The sequence below is a fragment of the Treponema sp. UBA3813 genome, from assembly GCA_002368605.1.
In the GTDB taxonomy this organism is placed as follows: Bacteria; Spirochaetota; Spirochaetia; order Treponematales; family Treponemataceae; genus Treponema_D.
In genome coordinates this window covers 18,750-41,583 of sequence record DFEB01000013.1, presented here as the reverse complement: position 1 = coordinate 41,583, position 22,834 = coordinate 18,750, and the positions used below count along the sequence as shown (strand labels likewise).

Below are 22,834 nucleotides of genomic sequence, written 5' to 3'. Positions count from 1 at the left end.
ACTACGGGGCTACAATCCCGGCGCGGCATTCACACTAGAAAAAACATGGGTAATGGCGGCTGCAAGGGCATCTGCGGCGTGGTCAGGTTTCGGCTCAACCTCAAGATTCAGGAGGATTTTCACATACTGCTCCACGGTCTTTTTGTCGGCGGTCTTAGTTCCCGTGACGGCGTATTTTATCTGATTGGGGCGGTACATGCTCAAAGGAAGGGCTTGCTGGCTAAGGCACATGGTCACCACCCCCTTAGCCTCGGCGACAGAAAGGGCGCTAGAGACATTGCGGGCAAAATAAAGCTCTTCCATGGCGGACTCTTCCGGCTTAAATTCAAGCAAAACAGACAGCAAGCGGTTATAAATCGCCAGCAAGCGAGTTCCATGCTCTTCGGTGGAAGGAGTTTCAATCACGCCATAGCTTACGAGACGAATATTATTTCCTATTGCATCGATTATGCCAAAGCCTGTATGGGCAAGGCCAGGGTCAATGCCAATTACACGCCGTTTTTGCATCTTTTTAGATCAACTTGCGGTTACAAGAAACAGTCTCCCAGCGGGAACACGCCATAAAACTCGCGGTGAGCAAAGCTCAAGCGAGTTTTTGCCGCAACCCCGCTTCCGCCTGTTTCTTGCTTTCACTATTTAATAAAAAAAAAGCTACAAGAAAACTCTCGTAGCTTTTAACTTCAACTCTTAAATAGAATCAGTTGGCTTAGGCCTCTGGGTCGAAGTCGTCTGGGTATTCTACTGTGGTCCAAACATTCTGAACATCGTCGTCTTCTTCAAGGCGGTCGATGAGCTTCTGGACTTTTGCAGCTGTGTCTTTATCGACTGCTGTGTAAGCCTGTGGAACCATTGAAACCTCGGCAGAGAGTGTTTCCCAGCCTTTTGGCTCAAGAGCCTCAACGACAGTCGTGAAGTCGTTTGGAGCTGTCGTAACGGTGATGATTCCGTCTTCGCTTACGATGTCTTCAGCACCAGCTTCGAGAGCGGCTTCCATAACTTCGTCTTCTGAAACTTTTTCTGCGTCGTATTCGATAACGCCTTTGCGGTCGAACATGCGGCTTACAGAACCAGTTGTTCCCAAGTTTCCGCCTGTTTTTGTGAAGATATTGCGGACATTTGCAGCAGCGCGGTTGTGGTTGTCTGTGAGAACCTCAACGAGAACTGCAACGCCACCGGCAGCGTATCCTTCGTAAACCAATTCTTCGAATGTGCCGCCACCAAGCTCACCAGTACCCTTTTTGATTGCTCGCTCGATGTTGTCTTTCGGCATTGAGGCAGCGCGTGCCTTAACGATAGCTGCACGAAGGCGTGGATTAGCGTTTGGATCTCCGCCGCCCATGCTTGCTGCGATAGAAATTTCTTTAATCAATTTTGTGAACAATGCGCCGCGTTTTGCGTCTGCTGCGCCCTTAGCATGTTTAATGGTCGACCATTTATTATGTCCAGACATGGAACACTCCTATAGAAACACCGCGTTAGCGGCGTCGCATGGAGGCGACGGATTTGCAAGATTTTACCGACGGTAAAATCTTGGCCGTTTTGTGACTTACAAGGATGTAAGGCACAAAATGCCTCCTACAAAATAAAATTACAAAATGAATAATAAAGGATATCACAAATAGAAAATCGTGTAAATATCTTCTATTTGCCTATCTTTTATCTGCCGAAGCCTTTAAGCAAGCTTCCGGCCACATTTGAAGCCGCCTTTCCTGCCTCAGAATTACCAAGAGCCTTTGAAGCCGCGTCTTTGGCCGCATTCGTTGCAGCCCCTGTCAGCTGCTTCTGCAATTCAGCCTTTTTAGCCTCAAGCTGTTTATTTAGTTCATCTGTAAGACTTTGAGAATCCTTAAGTTTTGACGCTATATCATTAAAATCACCAAATTTGCCAGTTAATCCCGCCGTGTATGAATTTAATTCCTCTGTGACTTTTGCGATAGCTTCCTGCTTGACAGAATCTAGTTCTTGGGCAGCAAGTTTTTTGAGCGCCTCCATAATCACCTTATCCGCATCAGTTGATATATCCAAATCAAGACCTTTCTGCTCGCTAAAGCCTGCATTTGCGCTCACATTCATCGCTTTTACGGCAGAAAGTGCACCCGAATAAATTCTATTCGCAAATTCAGGAGTAATCGGATTATTTGAAATAGTCACAGGACTCATGGAAAGAGCCGCTCCCACCGTAAAGCTGTAATCTGCATCTGCCGTTAATTTCGCAGTCAAAGAAGTCGTTCCAGCAAATGACGGGACTCCCGGTTTTTCAACCGGCTCTCCGAAAGACATGTTGACCGGGAATTTATCTGCCGAGTAGTTTCCGGCTATAAGCGGCTCCTTACTTGCAGAGCGGGCATCAATCGTAAGGCCTGCATTGTGAGTCCTGCTAGAAGCCGTATACACGCCCTTTGCAATGAGCGGTTTTCCAACCTTATCCATATCGCTTGAAATATTCGTGACAAGCAAGTCAATTCCAGTTCCGCTTCCATGAAGATTTTCAATAAGAAGTTTTGGTACTCGATCCGCACGCCAATATACATTTCGGCCAGCATATCGTTTTGACTCCTTCCGAGCCTTTTTCTTTTCTTTTTTAACAGATTCTTTTGCCTGATCCGAATCAGAACCGTTGCTCTTCATTGACGAAGCATAAGAGATTGCCTGTTTCAGATAGGGATAATACTTTCCCAACATTGAATATGCAAAATCATCAAAAATTCCAGAAAGCACATTTTTAGCATTTGAGACTGACAAATCTGGAATTTGAGACTGAATAAGCGCTTTGTCACTTGCAACAGCCTCCTCAACCTTTGCCTTCAATTCACTGACTTTGTTTTTATCTGAATCAAAAGATTTTATGGTCGAATCAACAGAGTCCCTTACTTTTTTGCCACTGTCAAGCGCGGACTGAATACTGGTAATCGCATCTTTTATTTCTTCAGGAGTCTTCAGACTTTTTGCATCAAGTTTCGCGAGTTTTTCAGAATTAGCCTTAAAAGTTTCGACATCCCCTTGGAGCTCAGCAGGTTTTGATTGCCAGACTTCCAGCATTTTTTTGAGTTCAACCTCAACTTCTTCAGCAACAGCCTTTGTTTTTATGTTTTCTTTTACATTCGCAATAAGAGCCTGCGGGTCATATTTTGCAAGCAGTTCCGTGATGCTTTCTTTTGCTCCATCAAGAGAATTAGCCGAACGGGCCTTGAGAGCATCATAAAATCCAGTCGAATCGTTTTTTTCTTCTTTTTCTTTTGCTGACTTTGGTTTGACCGGAAGCGCACCGCTTGTCTTTCGGTCAGTATTGAGGGCAATTCCTGTTATTTCGATATTTTGTACATGGAAGCGTGCCCGTAAAAGCTGAGTAAGATTGAAATCCAGGTCGAGTTTGTCAAACTGGAAGATATTTTTCATTGGTGAATCGGCATTTGCTTGGGCAAGATTTCGGACAGTAAGGCGAGCGCCAAAGATTTCGACATTCACGCTTTCAATATCGCATTTTGCTCCGAAAATCCCCTGCATGGTAGAACGAATTGCCATTTTTGCTACTGGATTCTTAAAAATCGTGACGGTGATTCCGATAACGGCGATAAATACGACCACCGCTATAAAAGGGAGCAGCTTAATTCTGCCTTTATTCTTTTTGATATTCTTTGCAAGGAGCTTGAGAGATTTACGCTGCTTTTTCGGAAACTGATAGTCACGGGGAACCCGAAGTTTTTCAGTTTTTCCCTTCGTGATTTTTTCTGAGAACATAGACTGAATAAGAGCCTTATCCTCAGGAACATATACTTTTGAAAGAAGTTTATCGAATTTTTTTTGTGTATATGATTTTTTAAAAAGCCCTGGAAGTTTTTTTATGCCGAGCATTTTCTCAGGTTTCTTTGCTTTTTTTTCTTTTTTTGTTTCTGTTTTTAATTTTTCATTTTCAGTTTTCATCTTACTCGCCTCCTACCATACCTGCGATTTTACTGAGCACAGGAAGATTTGAAATAAGTTTCGCCAGTTTTGAATGACGAATTGCCGCTGCAATATGTTTGCGCCAAAGAGAGACAAAAAGCCGACCAAGGAAATAAAGGGGAACATATAATACAATGCCGCATAAAAAAGAGCCTGCCACAACAGAATTATTGAATTTTGTAAATCCTACAAAGGGGATTTCAAGAAGAGTGCCAAAAAGTCCCGAAAATGCAGGAATCGTTAGGAAGGAATATCCGACAGTATCAAATAAAGCGTCCATCACCGGCGAGAAAGTTGCCCCGATTAAAATCATGATAACATACATTGGTTTGTTAATTCGGATAAAAAGGATGAAAACAAAAAGCAGCCACCAAAGGAGATTGTCTTTAGGCATGAGTCCAAGAAGAATTCCACAGGAGAAAGCATGGGCAATTTCTCCGGGGTTTACATTCGCATTCAATGCTTTGAATAAATTTACGATTGATTTTATCATGACGACATTGTATCACACAAAATCTTTGTGATACAATAAAAAAAGGCGAGGAAATCATGAAAATTATCGCAGAAATCGGAACATCCCACGGCGGAAATTTGGAAAAAGCCAAGCGTCTCATTGACTGCGCCGTAGAAAGCGGAGCGGATTATGTTAAATTCCAGTGGGTTTATGCTGACGAGATTTTGCATCCCGACACAGGATTCGTGAAGTTGCCCACCGGAAAGATTCCTCTGTACCAGCGTTTCAAGGAACTGGAAGTGAAGCCTTCTTTTTTTGAAGAATGTTTGAAATATACCCACGAAAAGGGCGCGCTCTTCATGTGCTCTCCCTTTGGCATCCGTTCCCTTGAAGAATTGCTTTCCATTAAGCCGGACGCGGTAAAAATCGCCTCTCCAGAGCTGAATCACATTCCACTGCTAAAAAAACTTGCCGAATTACGGAAGAATCAAGATATTCCCCTGGTCATTTCCTCTGGTGTCTCCCATCTTTCTGACATTGAAGAAGCCCTGTCAATTTTAGGCCGGGAGAATGTCACTCTCCTGCACTGCATCACAAGCTACCCTGCCCCGGAAGAAGAATATAACCTAAAGCTGATTCCAAATCTTTCACGGGTTTTCGGCATTCCCTGCGGAGTAAGCGACCATTCCCTTGACCCGGTTTTAGTTCCCTCGATAGCGGCGGCTCTTGGCGGCACAATGATAGAAAAGCACATCACCCTTTCAAAGGAAACAGACGGCTTGGACGACCCGGTGGCCTTAACCGGCGAGCAATTCTCTCTCATGAGCCACTGTGTACGGCAATGCGAGGCGGCTTTCCGTCAGTACGGCAATGCAAGAGATTACATTTTAAATCAGCTGAAGTCTGAGTACGGAGAGCGGGTGGAAAAAATCATGGGCGACGGCGTTAAAAAGCTTGCCCCTGCCGAAGAAGCCAATTACGGCCGAACGAACCGAAGCCTTCACCTCATGCGCTCAATGAAAGCCGGAGAAGTCATTAATATAGAAGATATCGGTGTCTTGAGAACCGAAAAAGTCCTTTCCGTAGGCCTGCATCCCAGATTTTTAGACAAAGTGATCGGGGCAAAACTCACACGCGATGTAGAGAATGGAGCGGGCCTGCAATGGGAAGATTTTACAATTCATAATTGATAATTGCGAACTGCTAATTGCTATTTTTCTCGATGGTGATTTTTTGATTTTTCCTTTATAATTAAAGAATGATTTGCAAGAGACGATTTTTTCAGATTTTTGCCATAATTTCTCTCGCTTTACTTTCTTCTTGCGGAACGACAAACTATCTTTCCAAAAATGAAAACTCTGAAAACACGCTCTCACTCATTTTTGCCGGTGATATCATGGCACACACTCCAAATTATAAAAACACAGATTATGCCCGAATTTGGCGCGATGTTGCGCCCCTTGTCTCCTCCGGGGATTTATCTTTTGCCAATGTGGAAGCTCCCGTAGCAAATTCACTTCCATGGAGCACCTACCCCCAGTTCAACATGCACTCTGAATATGTGGAAGCGGCCATCGCTGCCGGATTCAATGTTTTCTCACTGGCAAACAATCACACCAACGACCAGTACCTTGAAGGAATCAAAGAGACGAAAAAATATTTCGACAGTCACAAAGGGATTTGGACATGCGGTCTCAAAGAAAAATCAGGAGATGCACTCACTTATAAAATCATCGAAAAGAAAGGATGGAAAGTGCTTTTTGTAGCGATTACAGAAATTCTAAATCAGAATGACTATTCCTCTTACATCGATTACTACCCTTCCACCGAAAAAAAACGGGCTCAGCTTATGGAAGAACTCAAAGATTTGCAGGAAAAGTCAAAATGTGACCTTTTTGTCCTGTCGATTCACACTGACGAGCCTGAATATGTGCTTAAAATCACCGAAAATCATCGCAATTTCTATAAAAAGCTCATCGAAGAATGTAAGGCAGACATCATCTGGGCAAATCACCCCCATATCGTAAAACCTTTTGAAGAGACGGCGGCTTCAAGCTATTACACAAAAAACCTCGGTCAAAAAGAGCGAAAGGCTTTCATCATGTACTCAAACGGAAACACAATCTCGGCCCAGCGCACGAATCCCCAATTCACTGCCCCGGAAACAGCCCGCGACAACACCGGCGACGGCCTGATTCTAAAAATGAAGGCAGAAAAAAAATCAGACGGAAGCGTCATTTTCTCAGGATACGAGCCACATTTGATTACGACTTACATCACCCCATCATGGCAATTTGTCATCAAAAAACTGGACGATGATTTCATTAAGACCCTTGACCGGGCAGAAATCGTAAACTGGGCTAAATATCTGACAGAGCGGAAGAAACTGATGGAGAAAGTGCTGAACCCATAATTTATTGTAAACTTCACTGTTTTCTTCTATAATTCTCCTATGTCTATCGATTACAAAAAACTTCCCGTTTATGAACAAAAAGAAAAGATTTTAGAGTGCTTACGAACCAATCAGGTGATTGTCGTTCAGTCACCCACGGGAAGCGGAAAAACTACCCAGATTCCGGTGATTCTGCATGAGGCCGGCTATTCAGAAAACGGCGTTATTGCCGTCACCCAGCCCCGCAGAATCGCTGCCCTTTCTGTCTCGGAATTCATCGCAAAACAGCTTAAAACTTCTTACCCCGGTCTTGTCGGCTACAAAATGCGCTTTGAGGATAAAACCGACACAACGACAAAAATCAAAATCATGACCGACGGTATTTTGCTTCAGGAAATGAAGCTGGATCCATGGATGACAAAATATTCGGTCATCATGGTGGACGAGGCCCACGAGCGAAGCCTTAACATCGACTTTGTTCTGGGATTGCTCAAGCGAGTCCTTGCCGCCCGCCCGGATTTTAAGGTGATTGTCTCCAGCGCGACCATGAACGCTGAAGCCTTTTCCGCCTATTTCGGGAACTGCCCCATCGTCACCATTGACACCCAGACTTTCCCTGTCACCATGGTCTATGACCCGCCGCTTAAAGGCCAGCCCACCACCACGGCAACGGCCACTGGCTGCGAGTATCTTCTTTCAAAAATCGAAAAGACCATTGACCGCGTTTTGGACAACCACGAGGACGGCGACATCTTAGTCTTCCTGCCCGGCGAAAAAATCATAAAAGACTGCATGAAGCGTCTTCAATACTCAGATTTTCATTCTAAGATTCACATTATCCCTCTCTACGGACGCTTACCAAAAGAAGAGCAGGAGCGGGTTTTTGACAGCGCTCCTTTTGGCAAAAAAAAGGTCGTGCTTTCCACAAACATCGCCGAAACTTCTGTCACGATTAACGGAATCACAACGGTCATTGACTCAGGACTGGCAAAACTCAATTTCTACAGCCCCAAGACTTTCACTTCAAGCCTGAACGAAACGCCGGTCTCAAAGGCAAGCTCTAACCAAAGGCGGGGCCGGGCCGGACGCACTCAGGCTGGAACCTGCTACCGGCTCTACAGCCGCAAAGATTTTGACAGCCGCCCGGAATACACCACCGAAGAAATTTACCGCACTGATTTGAGCGAGGTCGTTCTCCGTATGAGCGAGCTTGGCATCACTGATTTTGACAACTTTGACTTTATCTCACCGCCTCAAAAAGAAGACATTCGGGGCGCGGTTGAAACATTGAATCAGATGGGTGCCCTTAACGAAGACCACACACTTTCTTCTATCGGTAAGCTCATGGTTGAATTCCCACTGGAGCCTCGCGTAAGCCGCATTTTGGTCGAAAGTATCATGCGCTACCCGGAAGTTCTTGAAGAGACCGTGATTGCCGCCGCCTTTATGAGCACTCACTCGCCTTTCATTCTGCCGCCTGGAGAAGAAAGCGACGCCAGAAAAGCCCATCACGCATTCCGTGACATTCAGGGAGATTTTGTCTCTTATGTAAAACTCTTCCGCACCTACCAGTCAATGAAAAATCCCCTGCGCTTCTGCCAGAATAATTATCTTGACGAGCGGGTTATGGCAGAGATTGCAAACATTACGGCGCAGCTTGAAGAAGAAATCGGAGACTTAGGGATTCCAATCGGAAGCGGCGGCAGCATGGACGACTATCTTTGCTGTATCGCAAGCGGCATGATTCAGTTCGTATGCGTTCGTGAAGGCCGGGAAAATTACCGTTCCCTCACGGCCGAGCACATTTCCATTCACCCAGGCTCTTCAATGTTCCGGACGGATCCCCTCTTTATCGTAGCCGGGGAAATCGTTCGCACAAGCCGGACTTTCGCCATGTCGGTCTCACCGCTGACAAAAGCACTGCTGGCAAAAATCTCCCCGGACTTGGAAGCAAAACTCAACGCCATGCGGGGAAAGCGAAGCCGAAGCCTCACAGGAAATCTTGAATACAAGGGCTCAACTTTCAGCGCAATCAAAGGAAAACTTTTGGGCCGGGATGACGGTCACTTTGGCGGCAGAAAAGCAAAAGAAAAGAACGAAAACGAAATCATCATCGGCGGAGAAATCTTTGAATTTGAAAAGCAAAAAGGAAAGAAAATGCTTATCCTTCCCTACAACAAATTCAAGGCAGCCCTCCAAGCCGAAAAAGACACAAATAAGATGGCGGCCTTTGCTCCCATACGCTCAAAAGTCCTGCTTCACGGAGCGGGATTACTGGCAGGTGAAAAACTGGAGCTGGTCTCTAAGGTCGTAAAGAATTTAAATCTCAACCCAATCGATGAAAAATCGCTGATTAAAAGGAATTTTGACATTCACGAGGAAGGCTCGGCAGACAGACTGGTGGGAGAACTCCAAAAAGTCCTTAGAATCACCATGTCAAAAAAGACAAAAGAATATGCCTTCATCGCCCTCTTTACCGACGGACGGGGAACTTACTGGTTCAAGATGAGCCGGGGATTTGCCACCGCCCTCAACGAAAGCCTTTCTAGTCTGGAAAGCCTCGTGGACGAGCAAGTGGACTTCTCCGTAGACGGCAAAGAGAGAATCAACGCCGTCTACAGAATGTTGAGCGGATTGTACGAGTAAATCCTACTTCGACAAACTTCCGCTGGTGATGCACTTTCCGCTCTTTCTGTCAAAAAGCAGAATGTTGCTGCCAGTGAAGTTTATCGCGTGCTTTGAGCCAATCTCAAAGGTTACGCCGCCAAAGACGACGCTGGTAAGAAGATAATCTTTTATCTTCAATTTAATTGTTGACTCAAGGCCGGTCGGCATGGCACCGCAAATTTCCGCGCTGAACATGCCCTTTTCGCCAATCTGAATGAATTCAGGGCGAACGCCGAGAACGAAGTCCCCGTTTGAAAGGGCAGCCTCTTCTTTTTCGGCAAAGCCCTGCTCGTCATTTACGCGGGCAACCGGGTATTTAAAGACTTCATCTTTGTTGGCCTTTTCCACATAGCCTTTTTCCTGGGAGAGAAGCCTCTCTTTTTCCTTTTCCTGCTCAATTCCCTCATCACGGCTCTTGTACCAGTCTGCCAGGCTGAAATTTCCGCTTGGCGTGAAGGTGATTTCCTCGCCGTCGAAGACTTTCAGTTTGAGAGCGCCGGAGGAATCCTGCTCGCCCTTAGCATTGATGAAGTTAATAGAAGGATTTCCAACGAAGTCCGCGACAAAAAGATTGTTCGGATGATTATAGACCTGCAAGCGGTGGCTCGTACTGCTGCAAAACGCCGTTGTTAATCAGAGCAGATTTTTGTAGCAAGTGTCATAGCTTCCATCTGGTCGTGAGTTACATAGACAAAAGTACTTCCAGTCTCAATGTGAAGTCGCTGCAATTCATAACGCATTTCAAGACGAAGTTTTGCATCAAGGTTTGAAAGAGGCTCATCCATGAAAGAGAACGCTAGGCTCCGGGGCAAGAGTTCGTGCGATTGCAACACGCTGCTGCTGACCGCCCGAAAGCTCAGCCGGATATCTGTCCATGAACATTCCGATTTTTACGACACGAGAAACTTTTCGTACGGCAAGGTCAATTTCCTCTTCAGTGAGTTTTCTTTCCTTGACCAAAGGCTTTCCGTCCTGAACAATCTGCCATTCATCAGTGAAAGAAAAGCCCTTTGCCTTTTCGGCAGTCACAATCGAATCAACCTTAGATTTGAGCCTTGCAGCCTGATCTTTTGCAACTCCGATTGAGTCCGCGCTTTTGTGCAGCCCCATAGCAAAAATCTTTTTGGCACTGAACATTGAAATCTCGAATGTATCAATGAGCTTCATCAGAGCCTTTTCCTCGTCAATCTTGCCGTTCTTGTCCTTTGACTCATCAATCACAGCGACAATTTTTGAAGGATTTTCCAAGATTTGAGCGATTCTTGCAGAAGTTTTTGCCTCCCAGTTGTAAACAGGAAGTTCCTCACAGATATTGCTAAGACCGAAAGAAATATTTTTATAAACAGTCATGTTCGGCCAGAGCGCATAGTTCTGGAACAAGAATCCGACCTTTCGCTTGTTTGCCGGAATGTTGATTCCCTGCTCGCTGTCGTAAACAACCATATCACCGATTTCGATTCGGCCGCTGGTTGGAGTCTCAAGGCCCGCAATCATGCGGAGTGTGGTCGTCTTACCGCAGCCGGAAGGACCAAGCAGGGTGACGAAAGCATTATCGTCAATGAGAAGATTCAATCTATCTACGCCGTAGAATTTTCCCCAGCGTTTCGTAACATTAGTAAGTTTTATCTGTGGCATTATTTTCCTCCTACACCTTTATCAATGCTGGCACCAGTGAGTTTGTTGATGAGCGCATTGAAAATAAGGATTGTGACAATCAAAATCAAGTTCATTCCGCTAGAGAAAGCATACAAGCCCATCTCGTCGAAATAGTCCATTGCCGTAGTCATAATCTTGAACTGGTCGCAGAGCAGCATGAAGAGCGTGAGCTCGCGCAGACAAGTCATGAACGGAAGAAGGAAGCTTGAAATAATCGTGCTTTTCTGAATTGGTATGATGATTCCGAACATTCGCTTTACCCAGGGAATATCCTGAATGATGGCGGCTTCCTCGATTTCACCTGAAATTTGCAGCATGGAATTTAGGGAAGCGCGGCTGGCAAAAGGAATGTATTTGACCGTACCAGTGAGCATTAGGATAAGGAAAGTTCCGCCGATGGAAAGAGCTTTTCCGAAAATGAGGAAGGCAACGCCCACCGAGAGAGACGGCATAAGATAAGGAAGGAAGGCCACGGAATTTACATAGGCAGCGGCCTTGCTCCGGCGATGCTTACTGACCGCATATCCCACCAGAGTTCCGATAGTGCCGGCGCAGAGAGCGCAAACCACGGCCACATAAAGCTGACCTGCAAAGGCTTTCCAAATCTGCACATTGTGAAGCATACCCAGCTGACCGAAAAGACCGTATTCGCCCTGAGTGTCCGAAGTCGTCCACCATTTTGTGGTTAGATGAGAAAAATCCCCGGTCTTCAAGAAGCTGTAATCCCCAGGATTCGGAAGGAAAGTCTCAACGCCGAAAGAGAGAATGGGGTAAATGCTGGTAAGGAGAGTGAGCACGATAAAAATACAGGCAACTGCATACTTTCCGACCTTTCCAAGATTAGCCTTTGAAATCTGACCTGACTTTCCGGTAACCGTGGTGTAATTCTTACGGCTGGAAGTGCTGGACTGATTGAGCATGAGAATGGCCACGCCGAAAATCATCATGATGACGGCGATAATGCTGGCCTCTCCCGCCCTTGCGCTGGACAAAGCCACATATTTCGTTGAAAGAGTGGTGAGTCCCAAATAATGAGGAACCGGGTAACTTCCCATGGCGCTTCCGAAAACAAGAAGAATCGTAGAGAGAATCGCAGGCTTTACCAGCGGAAGGGTAACGCAAAGGAAACTCTTCCATTTTGGCGTGTCGAGAATCGTTGCCGCTTCCTCAAGGTTTGCGTCCATATTGCGGAAGATACCGCCAATCAGAATGTAAGCGAAAGGCGCATAGTGAAGACCAAGGACCACCGCACTGGGGAAAAGTCCCTGACACCACCAAAGAGGCATGTGAATGTTAAAAAGCGAGGCTAAAAGTCCGTCTGCACCGTGAGTGACAGCATTCGAGTTGAAAGCATTTCGCCAAACCATTGCCAGAGTCCACTGAGGCATGATATAAGGGAAAATAAAAATCGAGCTCAAATACTGCTTGAATTTGAGATTCGTGCGCGTTACGAGGTAAGCGAAAACACCGCCGTATACAATAGAAATAAAACAAGTCAAAACCGCGAGGATAACCGTGTTCAGCAAGGGAAGCCAAAGGTTAATCCGGGCAAGTTTTCCCGTAAACAAATCAATCCAGTTGTAGAGCGTGTACTGGCCTTCCTTTAAGCCCGTTCGCACCGAGTCAATTGTTCCTGCATGAACTGCAACAGTGTCCTTTGCAAGATAGACAATCGGCGCAATAGTGGTAATGGAAAGCACAATACCGAAGAGAAGCAAAATCACATTCTGAGGCTTGGAGAAAAAAGTCTTAACTTGATTCATTCTCTGCTGCGACAGATAGGGTCTTGCCATAGTTATCGTCTGAGCCATGTATCGTCCTTTTGTTGAAAGAAATGCCGCGATAAAGCCGGCATTATAAAAAGATTCCCCGAACTAGTCGGGGAATACTGACGAAAGCCCCGCCTAAAAAGACGGCAGGGTTGATTTATAAGAGATTAGCGTCCGCCGCGAAGTGAATCAATCCAGTCACCAAGCTCGATTGAGACTTCCGCGCAATATTTCGGGTCTTCGATTACAAGAGCTCCGCCCTTCTCGCTTGACCACCATTCAAAACCACGGTCGTTCTTAACAGGGAAGTCACTTCCACCGGCTGTGCTGTGGTGATATTTTGCCTCGTTCTCAGCGGCAAGGATCGGGTTAGCAGAGTAACCGCCCATATCTTTACCCCATGCAGCAAATCCGTCAAGTTTTGTTACCATGAATGAGATGAAAGCACATGCTGTCCACGGATATGGAGAAGAATCCATGACTTCAAGGTAGTGGCAATATCCGTAACCGCCGATACCTTTGTAGCCGTCGTTGTAAGCGGCAACAGCAACATTGTTTACAGAAGATTCGTTTGTCTCGGCGACAGAGCGGAGTTTTGAGTAAACAATGAGGGCAAATTCGCCGGCAGCAGATTTTGAGACAAGCTCGTTACAGATTGGGCCGTCATCAGTCATAGCGTTGTAGTTCTGAACCCAGAGTTTTGTCCAGGCAAGACCATATTTTGCGTTTGCGCCAGTGATGCCGTAATTCTTTGCGACAGTAGCACATTCGTCGATTGTTGGCTGGAAGAAGGCTTTTTTGTCTGCATCCAAGGCATCGAAAGCGTTTTTGAGCCAGGTTGAGTATTTGTCAGAAGAAAGCATGTAGAGGAAGTTCTTTCCTACAAGCTCTGAGTTGACATCCATGTACATACCTTTTGCGCCATTGTAGACGAAATCCCAGCAGTTCTTGAAATCAGCGCCGCCCACAGTGTTGAACATAAAGACCTTGTTCAGAGTCTGCAGTGACAGGAGTTCAGGATAATTCTCTTTTGAAAGTTTGTTTGCCTCTGCCCACTCTTTCGGGATGAATGTGCGGAGAATTCCCGTATCCATCATCTTTGACTGAATCTGATTTCCGTCCTGAATCAAAGTCATGAAATATTCAGGATTGGTAGACTTGTAATCAACAGAAAGTGTGGTGAAGATTGAGTTGTTCTTTGGCTGAGACCACTCAATTGTGCCTTCATAGGAAGCGTCAAGGGATTTAAGGTAATTGATGAAAGCAGCACCAGCCGTTTTACCACGGCTTGAGTTACCAATTCCCTTGATTTTTGCAGATTTTGACTCTTCGATAGCCTTTTTACAAAGCTCATCAAAAGACATTGTCTCTGCCTGCTCGATGATTTTCTGAACCTCAGATTTTTCTGCAACGGCAGCTTTTTTTTCGTTGCATGACATGCCCAGCATAGCCAAAGCGCCCAAAGTTAAACAAATAAGTGATTTTTTCAAAATAATACCTCCTTTATTTTGTCCGATTAGCAGCAATTTAACCGGAGATTATTTATTCGTTCAATTTCTATTCTAAAACGAAAATTCAAATTGTCAAATAAAAAATCACTCAAAAAAAAAGGAATTGTTAAAAAACAGTTTGGAATAGTGAAAAAAAAACTTACTTTGCGTCACCGATTCCCGCACCAGGGTCACTTACTTCTGGCTTCGGCGTTTTTTTCGTATCTTTTTTTGCTTTTTTGGCGGCATCAGCTTCTTCCCGCTCCTTGTCTTTGGCTTCTGTCTGTTTGTCCAAATCCCGTCCAAGCAGGCGGGCAGCCTTGATTGCCAGCTGGTTTTTATTTTTTGCGTTAAGGTCTGCTTTGTCTGCCAGGGCATTCACTTCATCATTACAGTTTGAATAACGCCCTCTCGCCCACATATCAAGGCCTGTTCCTGTGGTAGAATTATCCTTGCTTTTAAGATATTCCAGGGTAACATCGGCGAAGGCAGAATTTTCGTATTTTGCCATTTCTTTTCCCAAGGCGTAACGGAGCTGCTTTCGTTTGTCGTCTTTGACAGTTTCTTGGGCAAGAGCAACGATTTCACTTACGCCCCGCCCCTCTTCAAGGAGAACTTTCGCCACGCGGGACTTCTGTGCGTCAGGAACTTTCTTTTCGGTAATCTGAGAAAGAAGATATTCATTTCCCTTTGAAGTGTTGAGCTTTGCAAGAGCGGTGATAGAGTCGTTTTTGACGACCTGCACCGGGTCATTTTTAGCGCGATAGATTAAATACTCATCGGCAGTTTTGACATCGTTTTCTTTAATTGCAGTGATTGCTTCCTGCCGGACTTTGTAGTGAGAATCTTTCAAGCCCTGAATCAAAATATCATCAGCTTCTTTATTCTTAAAATGCTTGATTCCCTTAATCACATACTGTCTTAGATTCGGATTCTCGTCCTCAAACAAATCAACAAGGACTTCCTCGGCCTCAGGCTTTTCCATTACACCGATTGCTTCGGCACTGTACATGCGGACAAAGGCATTTTCATCCTTATCTTCGGCATATTCCACCAGTTTGTCATAGGTCTCCAGGGCATGGAGCTGCCCCAAAACGCGGACAAGACTCTGCCGCTGGGCAACGGTCAAATCATCCCGCTCCAGATATTCGGTTATGTAAAGGGCTTCATTCGCCCCGCCGATTTTTCCAAGAGTCTCAAGAGCTCCGGTAAAATATTCCTCATTGTCGCTTTCAAGCAAAGTGATAACCGCAGGAGAAGCCTCTTTTGTTTTTGCCATCTGAATGTAAGAGAAACAGGCATTTACTGTAGAAGATTTTTCGTCATAAGGGTCGTTCAAAACCATGACGGCGTAATCTTCAAGGCAGGGGTCTTCGATAGTTTTAAAATAATTGAGGATTTTTTCCCGTAAGGCAAGGGATTTTGTCTCCTGAAACAAATCGTAGACTTCATTGACAAAGCGGACATCTTTGTTTTTGGTCATGGTATCCAAAAGCTCAGAAATATCCTCTTCAAGACCGAATTTTAGGATGTCGCCGTTTTTTTCATTGGCTTCGGGGTCTGTATTATTGAGTTCAGCGACTTTATCAGAGTCAGGAGATTTTGGTCTTTTTGCAGAAGGCACATCGCTCACCCCCGCAAGTTTCTCGCCCAGAGATTTTTTTGCGCTCTCTTCCGCTGGTGCATCCGCCCCGGAAACAGCGTCAAAATCAGCCTCCTGTGCAAAAGCACTTCCAATGAGAAAAAATCCTGTCAAAAATAAAACCGCTCTTTTCATTTAATCATTTCCCGTTTTCAGTTTGCTAGTTTCCATTTATTGGAATGGTATCGCTTCAAGAAATTCGTTCTATATTCTTCAAACCTGTTTTCTTGGATAGCGTTACGGATTTCAGCCATCATATTGTGAAGGAAATAAAGGTTGTGATAGCTTGCAAGCATGCTTCCCAAAATTTCCTGTGACTTAAAAAGATGGCGGAGATAGGCTCTCGTGTAGTTTTTGCAGACCTTACAATTACATTCAGGGTCAACTGGTGAAAAATCACGGGCGAACCTCTCTTGTTTTATCGGCAGATTTCCGTCCCTAGTGAAATAACTTCCGTTCCGGGCGTTGCGGGTGGGAAGAACGCAGTCAAACATGTCGATTCCAGAATGAACGGCGTCAAGGATATAGTCCGGGGTACCGATTCCCATTACATATTTTGCCTTTTCTTTGGGAAGGTAGTTCACGGTGAAGTCAAGCATTGAGGCGAAAAGCTCTGGCGGCTCGCCGACGGAAAGCCCTCCGATGGCTATTGCAGGAAGATTCATCTCGCTCACGAACTGGGCTGACTGAATGCGCAGGTCCTCGAAAAAGTTTCCCTGCACGATGGGAAGCAAAATGCCCTTGTAGCCCATGTCACACTTACGAATCCATTCCTCTTTTGCCCGTCGAAGCCAGTTTTTGGTGATTTCAAGGGCGTGAACGGCTTCTTTTTTGTCAACGCCGAAGCCAGTGCAAACATCAAGCTGCATCTGAATGTCGGAATTGAACTGGGCCTGAATGTCAACGACCCGCTCCGGTGTGAACATGTGGCGGCTTCCGTCAATGTTTGAAGAGAAAAGAGCCCCCTCTTCGGTGATTTTCCGCAATTTTGAGAGAGACCAGACCTGAAAGCCGCCGGAGTCCGTGAGGAAATTCCTTTTCCAGCCAGAAAAACCGTGCAAGCCCCCCGCCTCTTCGATGATGTCCGGCCCCGGACGCAAATAAAGATGATATGTATTGGCCAGGATAATCTCAAAACCGATTTCTTCAAGGTCGTCTTTTGTAAGAGCCTTTACAGTAGCGTTAGTTCCCACCGGCATAAAAACCGGCGTCTGCACGTCTCCGTGAGGAAGATGCAAAACTCCAGTGCGTGCTTTTCCGTCAGTAGACTCGTGCCTAATTTCAAAAATATTCTCAATCATTTGAAGAATTGTATCATAAATGACCGCGACTGTCATTGAGCGGACGAAGACTAGTCGTCAAGTGCCAGAAATGATGTTTAATTAAGTTCTAGCATATCGTAAAAATACCGCCGCTATTATGATGAACATGAAGACAGGGAACCAGGCACCAGAAAAAGGAGATATATATTCAAACTTTGCAAGCAGCATCGTTATCATTTGCGTGATATAAAACAAAACAGCCGCGCTTATACAAAAAGCCAGACTTGTGAGCATAACATTTTTCCGAGTCTTACCGCTCAACCCAACCGATAAAAAAACGACTATGAACAGGATAAAAGGAAATGAAAATTTCTTGTAGTAAAGGCTTAGTGGCTCTGCGAATGGCAAACCTGATTTTTGCAAATGCTCGATATAGACTTTCGCAGTGGCAGAATCAACCGTCTCAACACTGATTACATTATTTTGAAAAGTTTCAGGAACCTCCGTAAGTCGCTCAAGATTTTCAACTGATACAGGTTCTGCCCTTATGCCATCATCACTTTTTTTGTATTGCACAGCCCCAGATAAAATCCATTTTCCATCACGCCAAGAGGCAGAATCCGCATGAATGACAGCATTCAGAGTCTTATCAGTATTCCTTAAAACAACAAAAAGAGATATAAGTTTTTTCGCATCGTCATCGTAATATTCAGCCTTGTATGCAACATTTCCATTCTCGCTAAGAATGACGATTTTATCATTGTTTAAATCCTTGTCTCCTTTCAAAACCATTTCCTGCTCAGCTGTTTTTTTGGCATAAGTAGGAACGACAACTTTATCATCAAAGAAAAAAAGGGCAAAACTCATTAAAAAAGCAAAGATAAGCAAGGGAGCTGTGAAGCGTAATAAAGAAATTCCCGATGCAAAAATAGCAATCAACTCATTGTTCGCATACAAATCACTTAAAGTGTAGGATACGGCAAAAAGGACGGCAATAGGAGTCGCATACCACAGGCACTTAGGAATATACAAAGCCATAATCCGAAAAACAGTCTTTCCGGGTACAGCATTTGATATAAAACTCCATAGATTCATCATTAAATCAACCAGAACAAGGACAAGGGCAAAAAAAACAAGGGCGCCTATAAACAGAGGAATCACTTTTCGAAAGAGATATTCAACAATTTTCATTTACGAAGCAGCCTCATATAAAAGATGATTCCGGTAAAAAATATTATCAGATTCGGAAGCCACATTACAGACACTCCGTACATACCAGTTCTAGAACTGAAAATTTGACCTACGATACTAACAGCCCAATACAAAACAGAAATAAAAAGACCGATTATAAGCCCAATTGTCTGCCCATTATGTTTTCCAAAAATCAAGGCCAAAGGCATAGCCAAAAGGGCAAAGAAAACCGAGCCAAATGGAACGGAGAATTTTTTTGCCATTTCAAGATTATAACGATTTTTCTTTTTTTCGCTGGCTTCAGAATCCTGACGCAAAATTTTTATCTCCTTGTATAAATCGTAAGAGGTCATCTCACCAGGAATGATAATATGATCGTTTTCCATAAGGGAAGACTCAAAAATATTCAGTTCGACAGACTGCGAAGTAAGAACTTCATAATTGTTTTTTTTGTTTTTTTCAAACATAAGGACACTCGCATCATTCATCAGCAATCTCATGAGAACGCCAGGAATCGTTGACTTTTTGACAAGGGAATCATCCGCAACAATTATCCGCTGACCACCCTCTTCATCTGTATCAAAAAAAATAAGGTCGCTGACATTCTCACCAGAAACATCTCCGATAACCAAGGTCTTGTCATTCGTCCTTTTGATTGAATGGGGCTCAAGTTCAACCGCAGGATTTGATGTGATAATCGAACGATACAATTTATTGTAATTTATTTTTCCAAGCGGAAGAAGATAGTCATTTACAAAAAAAGAAGCAATAGAAATCAAAAAACCAAGAATAAGAACAGGTCGGAAAATAATACGATAACTCAGTCCGCTCGCCCTAAAAATAAGGATTTCATTTTCAGAAGCCAATCGACCTAGACACATAAGGAATCCAACAAGAGTGGCAAAAGGCGCCGACTGCGCAATAACCATAGGAAGAGAATAAGCGATGAGGCGCAATACATACACGACATGTACATGTTTTCCAAGAATATCCTTTGCGGCAAGAAGGATTTGATTAACAAAAAAAACCATAAAAAAGAACAAAAAGGCAATAAAAAAATATAAAAAAAGTTCTTTCATTATATATCTGAAAAAAACATGCCTGTTTATTCCAGTATCTTCCTGCATCGAGTCGCCGATATAGAGCGATGCCTTTTCAAGGTGACATTTTTTGGCAAATAAAGACAGGTAATGGGCTGCAGTATTTAAAAAATTAAATTCACTGTATTTAAAAGCAATAAGGCGACAGTATTCCTCAAGTTGTTTTTTTGCATTACTGCGAAGCCATGTTCTTCGGTAATAAATAATAGAGACAAAAATTCTTTTTACGGGATATAAAGCTCGTAATCGCCTTACTTTTTTGAGATAGTCTGCTTTTTTTTCTGAAAGAAAGCCTAGCAGCTTCCAGATAATCCCCAGCATCTTGTTTTAGTTTTTACCAGTAGAGCCAAATCCGCCACTTCCTCGTTCAGTCTCATCAAGTTCAGAGACAAGCTGGAATAAGCCGATGGTCACTGGAGCAACTACAATTTGCGCAATTCGGTCACCATTTTTAACGACAAAGTCTTCATCTCCGAGATTGATAAGTATGACTTTTACTTCGCCCCTGTAATCTGAATCAATTGTTCCGGGAGTGTTAAGAACAGTTACGCCATTTTTCGCGGCCAAGCCTGAACGAGGACGAACTTGAATTTCAAAACCTTGAGGAATTGAAAAACAAAGCCCAGTGGGAATCATTGCGCGACAGCCTTTTTTTATCACGACATCTTCAGAAAGATAGGCACATACATCGGCTCCTGCAGCCCCGCTTGTCTTATACTCAGGAACAATTGCACCCTGAGAAGCAAGACACTTAATCTCAACTTTATTAGTTATACTCATATTTCTAAATTATAGCTTAGAATTGGAAAATAAAAAACCCCACATTTCTGTGGGGTGCACTTCAGGTGCAAATCAGCTTTTATTTCTGAGCTTCGATTGCGTCGATGTAAGAAAGATTAAGGCGACCCTGCTTGTCGACTTCAAGGAGCTTAACAGGAATCTGCTGGCCTTCTTTGAGCACATCAGTTACCTTTTCTACGCGACCGCGAGAAAGTTTTGAGATGTGACAGAGGCCTTCTTTTCCCGGCAAGATTTCAACGAATGCGCCGAATTCCATGATTCTTTTGACAGTTCCGTTGTAAATTACGCCGACCTCAGGATCCTCACAGATGCCTTTGACAGCAATTTTTGCTTCTTCCGCAGATTTTCCGGTTTTGCCGTAAATCTGAACAGTTCCGTCGTCCTCAGTGTTGATTGTAACGCCGTACTGAGCGCAGAGAGCCTTAATGTTCTTTCCGCCAGGACCAATGAGAGCACCGATCTTATCGGGAGCAATCTTCATGGTGAGGATTTTCGGTGCAAAGGGGCTGATTGGCTGAGGCTTATCGATGCACTTCTCCATGATTGACAGGATGTGCAAGCGGCCTTCTTTTGCCTGAGCAAGAGCCTTTTTCATGATTTCAGTGGTAACGCCGGCAATCTTGATGTCCATCTGGAAACCAGTGATACCGTCTTTTGTACCGGCAACCTTGAAGTCCATGTCGCCCAAGTGATCTTCCTCACCCAAAATGTCAGAAAGAATCTCGTAGCGGCCGTAAGGATTGTCGCCCTCTGGCTCTGTAATCAAGCCCATTGCGATACCAGCGACCATCTTTTTCATTGGAACGCCAGCTGCCAAGAGTGAAAGACAGCCGCCACAGGTTGAAGCCTGGCTAGATGAGCCGTTTGACTCCAAGATTTCAGAAACCACACGGATTGTGTAGGGGAATTCTGACATTGGAGGAATCATCGGAGCGAGCGAGCGGCGAGCCAAGTTTCCGTGACCGATTTCGCGGCGGCCTGTGGTAAGGCGGCCAGTCTCGCCAACAGAATATGGCGGGAAGTTGTAGTGGAGGATGAAGTTTTCGCTTCGCTCTCCGTCGATGTCGTCAAGAACCTGTGCGTCAAGGGCAGTTCCCAAAGTGGTGACAGCCAGAGACTGAGTTTCGCCACGAGTGAAGAGAGCCGAGCCATGTGGCCGCGGCAGGACATTGACCTCACAAGTAATTGGGCGGATTTCGTTGCATTTGCGTCCGTCAATTCGCAAACCTTTGTCAAGGATTGACTTACGGAGCAAATTGTACTGAATGTCATCGAAGCAAGCATCGAAGAGCTTTTTCTGGATTTCGTCAGAAAGCTGCTCTGCGTGATTTGCAACGACCTGTTTTTTAACCTCAGAAATTGCCTTTCCTCGGTTCATTTTGCCGTCCTGAAAACAAGCCTTTTCGAGAAGAGGAGTTGCCTCAGCAATAATTGCTTCTTTATTCTCAAGCTCAACATTAAGAGGAGCGAGAGGAAGCTTTTCCTTGCCGCATTTAGCAACAAGCTGCTCCTGGAGTTCACACATTGCCGTGATGAAGCCCTGAGCCTTTTCGAGAGCGCCAAGCATGATGTCTTCTGAGACTTCATTTGCGCCACCCTCAACCATAGTAAAGCCGTCTTTTGTACCGGCAACTACGATTTCAAGCTGAGCCTTTTCCTGCTGCTGGAATGTCGGATTGATGACATACTCGCCGTCAATGTAAGCGACGCGGGCAGCGGCAACCGGGCCATGGAAAGGAATGTCAGAAATTGAGACTGCCGCACTTGAAGCGATTACAGCCAGAATATCCGGCGGATTGATTCCGTCTGATGAAACACAAGTCGGAACAATCTGGATTTCACGGCCAAAGCTTACTTCAAAGAGAGGGCGCATAGGTCGGTCAATGAGGCGGGAAACCAAGATTTCCTTGTCCTTTGGTCGTCCTTCGCGTTTGATGAAACCGCCAGGGATTTTGCCGGCGGCATAGTATTTTTCGTTGTATTCAACTGTTACCGGAACGAAGTCCAAGCCTTCTTTTACTTCAGAAGAACAACAAACTGTAGCAACGATTGCGGCTCCAGCATACTGAGCGTAGACACAACCGTTAGCCTGTTTGCCGAGTTTTCCTGTTTCGAGAATAAGTTCTTCGTTACCGATTTTGTAAGTTACTCGATTAATAGCCATTTCTCACCTCCGAGACTTATTTGCGGAGGCCGAGTTCTTTGATAAGTGCACGGTAGCCTTCGAGGTCTTTTCTCTGGAGATATTTGAGAAGAGAGCGGCGAGCACCGATGACTTTGAGCAAAGCGCGTTTGCAGTTTGTGTCTTTCGGGAAGTTCTGAGTGTGTGTTGTGAGCTGTTTGATTCGCTCAGTGAGAAGAGCAATCTGAACTCGTGTGTTACCTGTGTCGGCCTCGTTTGCGCCGAATTTGCTGACTACAGCAGCTGTTGTTTCTTTTGTAAGTGCCATTACTTACTCCTTAAAAAA

The 22,834-nt window shown here is 44.8% G+C and carries 19 protein-coding genes; 3 read left to right on the top strand and 16 right to left on the bottom strand.

Annotated features, from left to right (window positions below):
* Window positions 1–9: 9 nt before the first annotated feature.
* From ruvC to B2089_RS01270, 4 genes are all read right to left on the bottom strand, one after another.
* A complete protein-coding gene (gene ruvC / locus B2089_RS01285; RefSeq protein ID WP_296325659.1) occupies window positions 10–507 on the bottom strand; it encodes a crossover junction endodeoxyribonuclease RuvC in 498 nt (165 codons plus the stop codon).
* A gap of 199 nt (window positions 508–706) precedes the next feature.
* On the bottom strand, window positions 707–1,450 hold the full coding sequence (locus tag B2089_RS01280; RefSeq protein WP_296325661.1) for a YebC/PmpR family DNA-binding transcriptional regulator: 744 nt from the start codon (window positions 1,448–1,450) through the stop codon (window positions 707–709).
* A 206-nt stretch (window positions 1,451–1,656) separates the two neighbouring features.
* Window positions 1,657–3,921, bottom strand: coding sequence for a TIGR03545 family protein (locus B2089_RS01275; protein WP_296325663.1), 2,265 nt, complete (start codon window positions 3,919–3,921; stop codon window positions 1,657–1,659).
* A gap of 1 nt (window position 3,922) precedes the next feature.
* The gene (locus tag B2089_RS01270) at window positions 3,923–4,435 is read right to left on the bottom strand and encodes a TIGR03546 family protein (protein WP_296325664.1); all 513 of its coding nucleotides are present in this window, start codon (window positions 4,433–4,435) and stop codon (window positions 3,923–3,925) included.
* Between the two features lie 56 nt (window positions 4,436–4,491).
* Here B2089_RS01270 and B2089_RS01265 point away from each other — a divergent pair, with 56 nt between their 5' ends.
* The 3 genes from B2089_RS01265 (at window position 4,492) to B2089_RS01255 (ending at window position 9,434) form a co-directional block, all read left to right on the top strand.
* Window positions 4,492–5,586 (top strand): N-acetylneuraminate synthase family protein, encoded by a 1,095-nt coding sequence (locus B2089_RS01265; protein ID WP_296325666.1) that lies wholly within the window; start codon window positions 4,492–4,494, stop codon window positions 5,584–5,586.
* 68 nt (window positions 5,587–5,654) lie between these two features.
* Window positions 5,655–6,809, top strand: a complete 1,155-nt coding sequence (locus B2089_RS01260; protein WP_296325668.1) for a CapA family protein — start codon at window positions 5,655–5,657, stop codon at window positions 6,807–6,809.
* A gap of 39 nt (window positions 6,810–6,848) precedes the next feature.
* The gene (locus B2089_RS01255) at window positions 6,849–9,434 is read left to right on the top strand and encodes a helicase-related protein (RefSeq protein WP_296325670.1); all 2,586 of its coding nucleotides are present in this window, start codon (window positions 6,849–6,851) and stop codon (window positions 9,432–9,434) included.
* A 3-nt stretch (window positions 9,435–9,437) separates the two neighbouring features.
* Here the strand turns inward: B2089_RS01255 and B2089_RS12060 are convergent, their stop codons facing one another.
* From B2089_RS12060 to rpsO, 12 genes are all read right to left on the bottom strand, one after another.
* Window positions 9,438–10,052, bottom strand: a complete 615-nt coding sequence (locus B2089_RS12060) for a hypothetical protein (protein WP_296685499.1) — start codon at window positions 10,050–10,052, stop codon at window positions 9,438–9,440.
* Between the two features lie 32 nt (window positions 10,053–10,084).
* Window positions 10,085–10,240: a hypothetical protein gene (locus B2089_RS12055; RefSeq protein ID WP_296685497.1), complete on the bottom strand. Its 156-nt coding sequence runs from the start codon at window positions 10,238–10,240 to the stop codon at window positions 10,085–10,087.
* Window positions 10,233–11,090: an ATP-binding cassette domain-containing protein gene (locus B2089_RS01240; RefSeq protein ID WP_296685494.1), complete on the bottom strand. Its 858-nt coding sequence runs from the start codon at window positions 11,088–11,090 to the stop codon at window positions 10,233–10,235. Before B2089_RS01240 ends, B2089_RS12055 begins: the two co-directional genes overlap by 8 nt.
* The gene (locus B2089_RS01235) at window positions 11,090–12,922 is read right to left on the bottom strand and encodes an ABC transporter permease (RefSeq protein ID WP_296325673.1); all 1,833 of its coding nucleotides are present in this window, start codon (window positions 12,920–12,922) and stop codon (window positions 11,090–11,092) included. The genes B2089_RS01240 and B2089_RS01235 overlap by 1 nt, the downstream gene beginning before the upstream one ends.
* Before the next feature lie 125 nt (window positions 12,923–13,047).
* Complete coding sequence (locus tag B2089_RS01230) at window positions 13,048–14,370, bottom strand: hypothetical protein (protein ID WP_296325675.1); 1,323 nt, start codon at window positions 14,368–14,370, stop codon at window positions 13,048–13,050.
* A gap of 160 nt (window positions 14,371–14,530) precedes the next feature.
* Window positions 14,531–16,147, bottom strand: coding sequence for a HEAT repeat domain-containing protein (locus B2089_RS01225; RefSeq protein ID WP_296325677.1), 1,617 nt, complete (start codon window positions 16,145–16,147; stop codon window positions 14,531–14,533).
* A gap of 17 nt (window positions 16,148–16,164) precedes the next feature.
* Window positions 16,165–17,313: a tRNA guanosine(34) transglycosylase Tgt gene (gene tgt / locus B2089_RS01220; RefSeq protein WP_296325679.1), complete on the bottom strand. Its 1,149-nt coding sequence runs from the start codon at window positions 17,311–17,313 to the stop codon at window positions 16,165–16,167.
* A gap of 81 nt (window positions 17,314–17,394) precedes the next feature.
* Complete coding sequence (locus B2089_RS01215) at window positions 17,395–18,465, bottom strand: LptF/LptG family permease (protein WP_296325681.1); 1,071 nt, start codon at window positions 18,463–18,465, stop codon at window positions 17,395–17,397.
* Window positions 18,462–19,544: an LptF/LptG family permease gene (locus tag B2089_RS01210; RefSeq protein ID WP_414717852.1), complete on the bottom strand. Its 1,083-nt coding sequence runs from the start codon at window positions 19,542–19,544 to the stop codon at window positions 18,462–18,464. Before B2089_RS01210 ends, B2089_RS01215 begins: the two co-directional genes overlap by 4 nt.
* A 348-nt stretch (window positions 19,545–19,892) precedes the next feature.
* Window positions 19,893–20,345, bottom strand: coding sequence for a dUTP diphosphatase (gene dut, locus B2089_RS01205; protein WP_296325685.1), 453 nt, complete (start codon window positions 20,343–20,345; stop codon window positions 19,893–19,895).
* Between the two features lie 79 nt (window positions 20,346–20,424).
* Window positions 20,425–22,530, bottom strand: coding sequence for a polyribonucleotide nucleotidyltransferase (gene pnp / locus B2089_RS01200; RefSeq protein WP_296325686.1), 2,106 nt, complete (start codon window positions 22,528–22,530; stop codon window positions 20,425–20,427).
* Between the two features lie 16 nt (window positions 22,531–22,546).
* Complete coding sequence (gene rpsO / locus B2089_RS01195; protein ID WP_296325688.1) at window positions 22,547–22,816, bottom strand: 30S ribosomal protein S15; 270 nt, start codon at window positions 22,814–22,816, stop codon at window positions 22,547–22,549.
* Between the last annotated feature and the right edge of the window lie 18 nt (window positions 22,817–22,834).